Genomic DNA, 12,458 nt, shown 5'->3' on the forward strand with positions numbered 1-12,458 from the left:
AGACCTTTTTTTTCTGCTGGCAAGCCACCGGCAATACGTTCCATATGTACGTTTTGGCATTTCATCTAAAGGATAACACGGAATACTATCTGGACAAACAGTAACGGCAAAAGGCAATGTGAATTTTTATCGTAATGTGGATCTCAATGGCAGACCCGGCAACCGAATTCGCCCAACTCTCTCAATGCACAAGATACCATCAATCACATTGACTACTGTAGACCCCAGGCCTTCATCAGCCGGCCCCCCGTCTACGACGTACGCAAGCTTGTCACCGAACGCCTCATGAACCTGTTTGGCAGACCGTGCCGGCTCATGCCTTGATGGATTCGCACTGGTAGCAGTGATGGGGTTTTTGAACAGATCTATTATGCGGCAAACTGTTCTATTGGGAGTCAGCCTGATACCGATGGTTCCGGTACCGCCTGTAAGAAGATGAGAGACGCTCGGCCTGGCAGGAAAAACAAGAGTTAGTGGTCCAGGCCAGTAGTGTTCTATCAGACTTTCGTATTGCTTGGGAATAGTCTGAGCATACTTCGCCACCTGTTGAACATTTGAGACAAGCAGCAGGATAGGTTTATTTTTCGGTCTCTGTTTTACCAGGTAGAGACGTTCTATGGCCTGATCGTTATCCGGATTAACGGCAAGTCCATAATAGGTTTCAGTTGGGACGGCTACCACGCCTCCCATCCTTATGGCTTCAACAGCCCGCCGAATGTCATCATTCGACGGGCTGATAACAGACTGTTTATTAGAGTGATTCAAGCTTTTTGGCCTTTTCTTCTACTTCTTTGACCATATTTTCCTTAAATTCAACCAGCTTGGCTGCAATGGCCTCATCACTCAAAGCGAGCATTTTCGCTGCAAAGACAGCACCGTTTTTGGCACCAGCTTTACCGATCCCCATGGTGGCAACCGGGATTCCAGGAGGCATCTGAACTGTTGCCAACAGAGCATCCATACCATTTAAAGGAGAGGCATCCAATGGTATTCCAATTACAGGGAGATCTGTATGAGATGAGATAACACCGGCCAGGTGCGCAGCCATACCGGCACCACAGATGATAACTTTGAGACCACGTTCTTTAGCAGTTTTTGCGTATGTTGCAGCTTTTTCGGGAGTTCTGTGTGCTGATGCCACGGTCATCTCAAAGCCGATACCAAACTGTTTTAATAAATCTCCTGCAGCCTTCATCACAGGATAATCGGAATCACTCCCCATGAGAATTCCAACAACCACTCCTGCATCACCTTCTGTTCTTTTCATTGCTTTTGCTCCAATATCTCTACGAAAATAACTTTCCTGCCAGCTGATACAATCAACTGCTCTGTAACACGAGTCAAGAGCATCTCCCAGCGTGTCACCTATAGCCGTAACACCAAGAACCCTGCCTCCATTTGAAACAACTTTACCGGATGCTTCTGCAGTCCCGGCATGAAAGACAACCACCCCCGGTATTTGACGGGCCTCTTCAAGGCCTGTTATAGGATAACCCTTAGTATAGCTTCCCGGGTATCCACCAGAGGCCAGTACTACACAGACAGTAGGCCTTGGGTCTACTTTCAGATCAATCTCATGTAATGTACCATCTATTGCAGCCTCAAACACATCGACAATGTCAGACTGAATCCTCATGAGCAACGGCTGTGCTTCGGGATCACCAAAACGACAGTTAAATTCGAGTACATCGACCTTGTCGCCATCAATCATGAGGCCTGCATACAGCATTCCCTTATAGGGACGACCTTCCGCAGCGAGACCTTTTACAGTAGGGATCATGACGTTTTCCATTACATAATCACTTATCTCTTGTGTTACCACAGGTGCTGGCGAATAGGCACCCATGCCGCCAGTATTTGGCCCCTTGTCTCCTTCATAGATCGCTTTATGGTCCTGAGAGGTGGGCAACGGTAACACCGTTTTCCCATCAGTGAAGGCAATAAAGGAAGCTTCCTCACCAATCAGACATGCTTCAACCACAACAGTGTTCCCCGCAGATCCAAAAGCTCGATCCTGCATAATAAGGTCGATGGCCTCCTTCGCTTCATCCACTGTGGCAGCGACGATAACACCCTTCCCTGCTGCAAGTCCATCTGCTTTTACAACTATTGGTGCTCCACATTTGTCGATGTAAGCCTTTGCTTCATCACTCTCGGTAAAAACACCAAATGGTGCTGTCGGAATATTGTATTTGGCCAGAAACTCCTTGGTAAAGACTTTACTTCCTTCCAGAATCGAAGCCGCTTTGTTCGGTCCAAAAACCCTCAACCCATTTTCTTCAAAACTATCTACAACTCCCTCGACCAATGCTGCTTCAGGACCAACAACAGTCAAGTCAATTTTCTGGTCCAAGGCGAATTTCAGCAGCTTATCAACCTCAGTAGCACCTATCTCAACACATTCAGCGATTTCGGCAATACCTGCATTACCAGGTGCACAGAAGATCTTTTCAACCTTGCTGCTCTGGTTAATTTTCCAGGCCAGTGCATGCTCTCTTCCACCTGAACCGATGACAAGTACTTTCATGTTAGTGACTCCATGTATAATTGAATGAGAAATTCTATAAACTCTGTAACTCGATGCGAACCCAACATTTTTTTGGCAAAAATATATGTAGTTTGCGCATTGACAAACGGTGTGTCAGCAAATATAAAAAATGAACAGCCATTCATTATAAAATTGCTTCAATTTGCGATTTTTGAAAATCAAAGCTTCCGAAAAGTATGAAAGCAGTCAATAAACATGCAAGGATAATTACAGCGGCAACTAAAGTTTTTGCCAAAAAGGGCTTTTTCAACGCCAGAATATCCGATATTGCCAAAGAAGCCAAGGTTGCTGATGGTACTATATACCTCTACTTCAACAATAAATACGACATTCTTATTTCTGTTTTTGAGGGGGAAATAGGTAAGCTCATTGCCCAGGCTGAAAAAATTCTCGCCAAGGAAAATGATCCCCAAAAAATGTTGGAGCTCTTCGCCACCAATCACCTCAAGGCCATGAAAAAAAATAAAAACCTTGCTGAAGTGATACAGGTAGAACTCCGCCAGACAAACAAGACAGTAAAGGACTACCGCAACACAACCTTCACCCAATACACTGATATTATTGGTCACATCATCCGTGAAGGGCAGAAAGCAGGCATCTTCAATGATAAAATACAACCAGATCTTGCCAAAAGAGCATTTTTTGGTGCTCTGGATGAAATTTCAAGGATATGGAATATCTCACTTGAAACCCATTATACGGTAGATGAAACCGCTAGCCAGGTGCTTCACCTCTTTCTAAACGGTCTGTTACAGCCGGTTCGAGCTGAAAATATTTGATGTGAAATAGCCCTGCGTTCATCTGACAGTAAAAAACTCTGTCCTGTTTTTCAGGAAAAATCTGAAGACTGAATATCCATAACCTCAAATTCTCTACTCCCACCAGGGGTGTTCACCAAGACCTCGTCCCCAATCTCTTTACCAAGAATGGAACGGCCAAGTGGTGAGAGTACCGATATAGACCCTTTTTTCACATCTGACTCTTCAGGGCCAAGTAGCTGATAGGTAACTTCCTCGTCAGTATCGAGATCAAGCAGAGACACAACTGTACCGAAAACAGCTCTTGAAGTTGAAACTTTGGAGCAATCGATCACTTCCGCCCGGGAGAGTTTATCCTTGAGTTCCATTATACGGCCTTCGATGTGTCCCTGACGTTCTTTTGCTGCGTGATACTCAGCATTCTCCTTCAGATCTCCATGCTCCCTGGCAACCTCAATAGACTTTACAACCTCAAGTCTATCTACTTTTTCCAGCCTGCTCAGCTCATCTCTCAAACGCTGGTTACCAGCTTTTGACATTGGAATACGTTGTACCATCTTCTTTCTCCATAAAAAAAAATTCCTGCCAGAATCATTTTCTCCACTGGGCAGGAAACATTGATATTTCTTTAGAAATACTTAATTTTACCAGCGATACATCAAAGACATCGCCGCCGTTTTCTCATTGTAGTTGTCACTCCGTGAATAAAGCACCTCTCCTTTTAATAAGAAATGCTCATTCATTTCAAGAAAAATATCAAAGGCACCAGTATATCTCACATTTCCATCTGCTTCATAACCAATTGCAAAATCTAGTAAATAGAAACTTGGGGTGTTCTGAAAGGTATCAAAATCTTTTAACAGATGCCTGAAGGAGAACGACAGCTCATGTTGCCAATAGCTCCCGGGGCTCCAGTATGGTAAATCGTTGAAATTATCGACGTCGGACCCTGTATCAAAACTTCCATCTGCTGTATCGGTATCTGAAACAATAAAATTGGACTCACTACTTTTCAATAAATCGTAACTGTATTTCACACTAAGGGAAGTATAGTCACTGAAGAACGTATATGAAGACCAAAACTGCATTCCGTCCTGATCATTGCCCCCTTTGAACCACTTATGCTGGAACTCACTACCAATGCTTACTCCGGAAGCCCCATCGATTACCAGGCCTCCTATCAGAGAGCTACGGTAAATTCCCTGATTCAGCGCCTCTACAGTGTCATCAACAACATCTTTGCGAAATTGCAGATAACCCTTTAATACCGGGTCAAACTCATGGTCGAATTTGATGGCATAAATACCCATACTGTCTGGGTCAGATTCCAGCAGATGAAAACCACCTTCCAGCCGTAAAGAAGTATTTTTGCTCAATTCAAACCGGGCTTTTCCTCCAAACTCCCTACCATCGATTGAACTTCCACCAGATTCAGGTTGGTATTTCAATTCTCCGTATTCGAATTGAAACTCTTTTCTTAGTCCTGCCAGATATTTAAAATTCGCACCATAGTAATATTTCTCGATATCGACAGCTCCGTCTCTACCACTCCGCTCGCTGTACATTGCCTCACCGGAAAGAGTCGGCGCCCTTGCTAATCTGTTCCGCTCCATCAATTCCTGAAGCTCCGGCAAGGTTTCTCCGCGAGCCTGGAGATACGCATAAACTTCAGCCTCTTCGGTATAATTCCCCAGCCGTTCGTATACTTTGGCCAGATCCTTGAGGCCTTCTACTGATTGCTCTTCTTTCAGCCGGGCCCGGTTCTGCCGTTCAGCAATAACATAGTTTTTATCTTCGACAGCTTCCCTGATCTGATACTCGTTCTTAATTAACTTTTCCCAACGATAGCTATCATACAATTCGGCGACTATCTCTCCCAGGGGGGTCCCGGTAATTGATAAAAAACCATCTTCCGCTCTGAGTTTATTCAATTTATCAAGTTGCCCCGGGCCCTCATGGGTGAATAACGACCAGAACATAGCCTCGCCCCCCTCCTCCCAGTCTAGGTGGAGATCTTTTTCAGCAAGCCTTTGTTTGAACTGGCTACTCACGTTTGGAGTCAGCAGTTCTCTGTACGTAACCAAGGAGCTTTTCAGCTCACCCAGGGCCCAGAGAGTCCGGGCTAAAAGCAATTTTTGCTCTACAGGCAAAGTCTCAAAATCTTTTTCAGCCAATTCCCCCAGAATAGAATCGTAATTCCCCCTGCGAAATTCAAGCAAAAGATACTCAGTCATAAAGACCCCTGAGTCACCGCCCCGCTCGTTGAGGTCACGAAATTCTTCTGCGGCATCATTGAGGCGCCCAATATTTGACAGTGCTCTGGCCAACTGAATCCTGGCTCTTCTAGATTCAGGCTCAATCTGCAATATGAACTCGGTTATTTTCACGGCGGCATGATTTTCACCATTTCCAACAGCCTTCACCGCAGCTGAGAACAGCCCTCGAAGCCCACTATTTGGCTCTTTGAGATCTCCGTTTTCTGTATACAGTTCTTCTGGAACGAAACGCCCTTCTCCCTCAAGATACTGCTGAGACACCCATACATCGGGATCGTGCAATGTGTTTTCAGGGTATTCCCGCAGTATTGACCTGCATTCTGCGTTTTTATCAATTACAAGATAGAGATCGCAGAGTTTCAACTCGCAGTTTCTATAGCTGGATGGTGAATCGCGGTCCTGCGCTTTGGGGGGAAACTCTTCGAGATAATGTGTAAGATCACTAATGGCCAGATTATAACTTCCTTCTCTTTCTAGCAGATAGATGTAGGTCAAAAAAACCTCTACAAGATCTGACTCCGATGGTTCACGCCAGTTTTTTTCATCAATACCTGATACGTAAAACCAGAAAAGTGACCACCCATCGTTTAAGGAATCATTTTCAGCAACACTTTTTATAAGTTGAATTATGGCATCCTGGTTATAAAGGTCTTCAGCGATTATTTCCCTGAGTACTCTCTGTGAATCAAACAATTTCCCCATGTCACGAAATGTTCTTGCCTTACTGAGAGTAATTTTATTCCGAGCATCTGGTTCGTTCCACTGGGCATTGAGTATCTTTGAATACAGACTTTCAGCAACACTGTATTGCCCATTCAGTCTAAGGCCTTTAGCGTAGGCCAGATACACTTCGAGTTCATCGCTGACAATGGGCCTGCTGGTGAGAGCATCACCCAACGCCTTTAGGGTATCAAGCCTGCCAATATCACCTGCAATCTCAATAGTATTTTTGAGAATTGAAAGATTATCTTTATCCCAATCGAGGGCGCAGAGATACGACTCGAGAGCCTCAACATCAAGCCCTATATTTTCTTCGAGTTTTGCTTTTGCCAAACAAAATTCCATGCTGGCCGACAATTGACCGCTAATGGTTGTCAGGTATTCGTAGGCAAGTTGCTCGTCACCTCTTCCAGCATAGAGATTTGAGAGTTTAAATTTAACATCTTCGTTGTGAAGGCTATTTTCATCGATAACCTCCAGAACTTCGATTAACTCTGTAGTTTTCTCTTCTAACTCCAGACGATTGGCCATTATCTTGAATAGAGCCATCCTGTCATCGGTAATCTTGTCCAGATCGTTCCACAATAGACGTGCGCCGTTATTTTCAACTATAGCAAGAAGAGCGTCGGCGATTTTTTCACGTACCTCTTCTAACTCTCGTTTCGCTTGACTGTTTTGGGGAAAAACTTTCAAATATCGTTCAAAATATCGAAGAGATTGATCTACACGATCACCTTCCCGTGCATAGATACGCGCTGTTATCAGTAATAATTCCGGATCGAAGTTTTTATCATTATCAATGAGGGCAAGAAGATGTGGCAGCGCTTCCCTGCCATTTGCACTGCTCAGATAATAGTCTGCCAGTTTTTGATGATAAGCTAAGGCTTCAGGTTTTAACCGGACTATAGATTTCCAGAGCGGATAGGCTCTTTGGTTTTCTCCATACTCGACGAAGATATCCGCAGCCTCGGCCAGAACAGCAACATTGTCTTTTGACTCATCAGCGAGCAGTGAATAATAGTCCAGCGCCTTTTCGCGCTTGGCAAGTGCTTTACTCTTCCGGGCAAGATCGTGCAGTAAAGAAAAATCTTTGTTTTTACGCTGTCGAAGCTGTTCGTAGAGCACAAATGCCTCTTCCAGCTTCCCCCGACCCTCAAGCGCTTCTGCAAAGTCCTGTAGTAACCGGGCCCCTTCTTCTCCTTCAGGAGTGAGGGAATAAGCCTGGCCAAGATATTGTACAGCCTTCTTGTATTCACCAAGTTCCAGGGCAACCTTGCCCGCGAGCTTTATGTATTCAATATTATAAGGATTGTTTTCTATCAATCCTTCAACTAAAGGCGAAATCTTTTCATATTCGTCCAAGCGAAACAGAATTTTACAGTATTCCCACTTCGCCTCTTCAATTTGCGGCTTGAGCAAAACCAGCTCTTTATAATATGCAGCAGAGTCTTGATATTTCCCAAGTCGGGCAAGTTCCCGACCTCTATCCCAATGCTTTTTCCAGGTCGGAACATCAGGCGCATCTATGGGAATAATTTCGCGTTCAGGAGCTATTGCAGAGTGGAGATTGGCGGAAGGAAGTATCAGCAAAAAAGCGAGGATTGGCAAAAATACTATATGAAGCGGGAACGCATCCGGCTTTTTTGATACCATGATGTAGCCCTTTCAGGCGGGGAGGGTTGTAGAATTCATCCCGACAGGCCGTAACGACCTGCCGGGGACAATAGCATTGCTCTATTGATAGTATTTTTTTATGTTTTCTACAACATATGTCTGCATTTCGTCTGTCAGCTCCGGGTAAACCGGCAGGGCAAGGGTCTCTGCTGCAGCCTTTTCAGCTTCGGGCATAGACCAGTTATCAGCATCAGAGCCAAGACATTCCTGCTTGTGCATTGGCACCGGATAATAAATTTCGCAACCAATTTCATTTTTTAATAACCAGTCTCTCAGACCATCCCTGTCAGTGACTCTGATGATATACTGATTATAGATATGGCTTGCGGAATTTTCCTCACCAGCAACCCCCTTATAAACTGCAGCAGGAGGAACCACCTTACCGCTCTCAATCAGGCCGGATTCAGCAAAAAGGCGGTTGTATAACTCTCCATTTGCCTTTCTGCCTTTATGCCAGGAATCCAGATAGCGAAGCTTAACCCTCAGAGCAGCCGCCTGTATGGCATCGAGCCTAAAGTTGCCGCCTACCATGGAATGGTAATATTTAGGATGTGCTCCATGATTTCGAAGTAATTCAATTTTTTTCGCAAGCTCTTCATCCTGACAGGTGACCATGCCACCGTCCCCTATTCCACCAAGATTCTTGCTTGGAAAAAAAGAAAAACACCCAGCTACCCCCATTGATCCTGCCCTTTGCCATTTCACCTCGTTTCCGTCAACAAACGGATATTCAGCGCCAATGGCCTGAGCTGCGTCCTCAATGACCGGCAGCTTGTACTCGGCAGCAATTTTCAGAATTTCGGCCATATCCGCACACTGGCCATACAGATGAACCGGGATGATCGCCTTAATTTTCTTATCTTTATCAGCTTCTAATGCCTGGCGCATTTTCTGCGGGTCTATGTTGTAGCTGACAGGGTCTATATCGGCAAAAACAGGACGGGCACCAAGTCGAAGGATAACTCCCATGGTCGCAAAGAATGAATACGGGGTAGTTAATACCTCGTCACCCTCTTTGATATCAAGTGCCATAAGTGCAACAAGAAGCGCATCGGTTCCACTGGAGACACCGATGCCGTGGTTTGCACCACAATATTCAGCCACCTCTTTTTCCAACCCGACAACCTCAGGGCCATTGATATACCAAGTAGAGCGAAGGACCTGGGTTACCGCACTGGTAAGTTCATCTTCAAGGTCAACAAATTGCGCCTGCAAATCAAGTAAGGGTACTTTCATAGCGTTGTTAGTTATAGAACAGTAATGGTTTTTTAAATGGGCTGTTCGGTAGAAAAACCACGTCAAGCCTTTAATCCCTGGAATTGATGACTATCTTCTCTCCATCAAAGAAATCAACTATATCCGGCATCTCTGCTTCAAGATATTTTTTCATTTTCTTTAACAGATTTACTTCTATTTGTCGCACCCTTTCACGCGATATGGCAAAGCGATCTGCGATATTCTGCAAAGTCATCGGTTCATCGGTAAGCAACCTTTCCTCAAGAATCATTTTCTCTTTGTCGTTCAGCTTATCCTTGAGCACGTCGAGCAGTTCTGTGAGTTTTAGCTTAATTTCCTTGCCGGCAACGGTTGACTCAATATTAGGGCCCTTGCTTGGAATGAAGCTTTTCTGCTCGTCATCAGAGTCAGAACGAAGGGGGCTTTCGAGAGAAACATCCCAGTTATCCATCCGCTGACTCATCTCGATAACTTCACGTTCCTTCACGTTGAGTCGCTCGGCAAGCAGTTTAGGTTCAGCCTGAAAGCCTTGAGATTCCAGCAGCTTTCTCTCTTTATTAAGACTGAAAAACAGTTTTCTCTGGGCCTGGGTAGTGCCAATTTTAACCAGGCGCCAGTTATCCATTATAAACTTCAGGACATAGGCACGAATCCAGTAGGCTGCATAGTAAGAAAACTTTACCCCCCGATATGGATCGAACTTTTTCGTAGCTTGTACCAGACCAACATTTCCTTCCTGGATCAGATCCATGAAATTTTGCATCCAGTATTTCTGAAAATCCATTGCAACTTTGACAACCAGACGCAAATTAGAAGAAACCAGCCGGTATGCTGCCTCTTGATCTCCATGCTCTTTGAATCGGATAGCCAGTTCGTCGGTTTCTTCTCTGCTGAGCAATTCGTACTGACTAATCTCCTGCAGATACCTGTGAAGGGCTGGATTGCTTAAAGCTGGTAAGTTGTCATCATCTGAAATTGAGACGAGTTGATGTGCCTTTTGGTGATCAATAACTGGGATTTCTTCTTCGAACTCAACTTCCAAATCAACGTGATTTTTACTCATATGAATCAGTCTCCAGACTGTTGTTAAGCGATGAATCACAGAAAAAGATTACAATTTTACCTTGCATAGGTGAAAGTGCAATCATTATGTGCAAAACGCTGTGTGAAACGGTTATATATGCTAATATCAATCATGCAAAAGCCGTTCTCTACTTAAAGGAGAATTGTGTTTTATATTTATTGTTTTTGTGCTAAAAACAACCGTCCCGCTGCATTTATCCAACCTACAGTATACTCTTTTGACTGTAATTTTACCAATTACACGCGATGAAAAATATAAGAAACTTTAGTATCATTGCTCACATAGACCATGGCAAATCGACTCTTGCTGACCGCATGATTCAGATGTGCAATCTCATTTCCGACAGAGAGTTCAAAAACCAGCTCCTCGACAACATGGATATTGAGCGTGAACGAGGAATTACCATCAAAAGCCAGACTGTGTGCCTCCCTTATAGAGCCAAAGACGGCCAGGATTATTCCCTCAATCTCGTAGATACCCCAGGCCACGTTGATTTCAGCTATGAGGTATCCCGTGCTCTCACGTCCTGCGAAGGTGCCCTCCTGCTGGTAGATGCTGCACAAGGCGTTGAAGCTCAGACCCTTGCCAATCTCTACCTGGCAATGGAAAACGATCTTGAGATAATTCCTGTCATCAATAAAATCGATCTGCCCTCCGCGGAACCCGAGAAAGTTGCCTTGCAAATTGAAGAAGACCTTGGTCTCGACAGTGATCTTATCCGTTACTGCTCCGCCAAAAATGGTCAGGGTGTGGAAGAAATCCTTGAGACCATCGTTACAAGTCTGCCTGCCCCTGAAGGGGACCCCACCGCTACACTTCAGGCTCTGATATTCGATGCGAACTATGACGCTTTCCGTGGTACTATCATTTCCGTCCGCATTATCAATGGTACCCTTAAAAGCGGGGACACCATCAAGTTCATGTCCACAAACACAGAGTATCGTGTAGAGGAAGTTGGCACATACCAGGTACAGCGCAACAAAGAAAAACAACTCTCTGCTGGTATGGTCGGCTATATTATCGCCGGAATCAAGAGCGTTCAGGATGCCAAACCTGGTGACACCATCACTCTCGCCGACAATCCTGCCAGTAAACCGCTGCCAGGATTCAAGGAAATTCAGCAGGTAGTTTTTTCCTCTATCTATCCTATTTCCACCGATGAGTATGAAGATCTTGCAGCAGCACTTGAAAAGCTGCAGCTCAATGATGCGGCTCTCACCTTTCAAAAGGACTCTTCTGCGGCCCTCGGTTTCGGCTTCAGGTGTGGTTTTCTGGGTCTGCTTCACCTTGAAGTAGTCCAGGAGCGTCTTGAACGCGAATTCGATGTTTCCCTCATCCTCACTGTCCCGTCCGTACGATACAGTTGCTATCTGAAAGATGGCTCCATGGTTGAGGTGGATAACCCCGCCTATTACCCGGACCCGGCCAATATCGACCGTACCGAGGAACCATACATTAAGGCGACTATCCTGATGCCCGAACGCTACATGGGCGCAGTGATGACACTTTGCATGGAGCGTAGAGGTGAAAACACCCAGTACCACTATCCTACACCCGGCAGGATAGAGTTCACCTGTGAGATCCCACTGGCTGAGGTCATCTATGATTTTTACGATCGATTGAAGTCCATTACCCAAGGTTACGGCTCTTTCGATTACGAAATCCTCGACTACCGCGCTTCTGACCTGGTTAAACTTGATATTCTGGTCAACGGGGAACGTGTTGATGCCCTCTCACAGCTGGTGCATCGCGATAACTCCAGAGCTCGCGGACTGCACGCCTGTGAAATGTTGAAAGAGGAGATTCCCCGCCAGATGTTCAAGATCGCTATCCAGGCAGCGATAGGCGGAACAGTTATTGCTAGAACAACCATCGCAGCTTTGAGGAAAGACGTTACCGCTAAATGTTACGGTGGTGATATCTCTCGAAAGAGAAAACTGCTGGAAAAACAGAAGGCGGGTAAAAAGCGAATGAAGACAGTTGGTAATGTCGATATTCCACAAAACGCATTCCTTGCCGTTTTGAAGTCTGACCAAAAATAGTCACCAACCATTCGCTTCACAACCAGTTTAGGCCACGTCCCATTTTTTTGGGGCGTGGCCTTCTTCATTTAAACCCATGTAAATTGCTCGGCTTAGTTTTTCCTGTTTACGACTCTTTTC

The 12,458-nt window shown here is 45.1% G+C and carries 8 protein-coding genes; 2 read left to right on the plus strand and 6 right to left on the minus strand.

Features of this window, described 5'->3' with window-relative positions; translation table 11 throughout:
- Positions 1–126: 126 nt before the first annotated feature.
- Together FCL45_RS15210 and purD are read right to left on the minus strand one after the other, a co-directional pair.
- Entirely contained in the window at positions 127–765 is a 639-nt protein-coding gene (locus FCL45_RS15210) for an L-threonylcarbamoyladenylate synthase (protein ID WP_136796679.1), read from the minus strand.
- Positions 752–2,527, minus strand: coding sequence for a phosphoribosylamine--glycine ligase (gene purD / locus FCL45_RS15215; RefSeq protein ID WP_136796678.1), 1,776 nt, complete (start codon positions 2,525–2,527; stop codon positions 752–754). The genes FCL45_RS15210 and purD overlap by 14 nt, the downstream gene beginning before the upstream one ends.
- 197 nt (positions 2,528–2,724) lie before the next feature.
- Here purD and FCL45_RS15220 point away from each other — a divergent pair, with 197 nt between their 5' ends.
- Positions 2,725–3,327, plus strand: a complete 603-nt coding sequence (locus FCL45_RS15220; RefSeq protein WP_136796677.1) for a TetR/AcrR family transcriptional regulator — start codon at positions 2,725–2,727, stop codon at positions 3,325–3,327.
- Positions 3,328–3,377: 50 nt separating this feature from the next.
- On the opposite strand, the gene greA is transcribed toward FCL45_RS15220, so the two are convergent.
- The 4 genes from greA to FCL45_RS15240 all read right to left on the minus strand — a co-directional run bounded on the left by greA (position 3,378) and on the right by FCL45_RS15240 (position 10,275).
- On the minus strand, positions 3,378–3,863 hold the full coding sequence (gene greA / locus FCL45_RS15225; RefSeq protein WP_136796676.1) for a transcription elongation factor GreA: 486 nt from the start codon (positions 3,861–3,863) through the stop codon (positions 3,378–3,380).
- 87 nt (positions 3,864–3,950) lie between these two features.
- Complete coding sequence (locus tag FCL45_RS15230) at positions 3,951–7,955, minus strand: tetratricopeptide repeat protein (RefSeq protein ID WP_136796675.1); 4,005 nt, start codon at positions 7,953–7,955, stop codon at positions 3,951–3,953.
- An 81-nt stretch (positions 7,956–8,036) separates the two neighbouring features.
- Positions 8,037–9,212 carry a DegT/DnrJ/EryC1/StrS family aminotransferase gene (locus FCL45_RS15235; protein WP_136796674.1) on the minus strand — a complete coding sequence of 392 codons (1,176 nt, stop codon included), beginning with the start codon at positions 9,210–9,212 and terminating at the stop codon, positions 8,037–8,039.
- Between the two features lie 70 nt (positions 9,213–9,282).
- Positions 9,283–10,275 (minus strand): sigma-70 family RNA polymerase sigma factor, encoded by a 993-nt coding sequence (locus FCL45_RS15240; RefSeq protein ID WP_136796673.1) that lies wholly within the window; start codon positions 10,273–10,275, stop codon positions 9,283–9,285.
- A 266-nt stretch (positions 10,276–10,541) separates the two neighbouring features.
- Here FCL45_RS15240 and lepA point away from each other — a divergent pair, with 266 nt between their 5' ends.
- Positions 10,542–12,338 carry a translation elongation factor 4 gene (lepA, locus tag FCL45_RS15245; RefSeq protein WP_136796672.1) on the plus strand — a complete coding sequence of 599 codons (1,797 nt, stop codon included), beginning with the start codon at positions 10,542–10,544 and terminating at the stop codon, positions 12,336–12,338.
- The last annotated feature ends 120 nt before the right edge of the window (positions 12,339–12,458 follow it).

This window comes from Desulfosediminicola ganghwensis (assembly GCF_005116675.2).
Classification (GTDB): Bacteria; Desulfobacterota; Desulfobulbia; order Desulfobulbales; family Desulfocapsaceae; genus Desulfopila; species Desulfopila ganghwensis.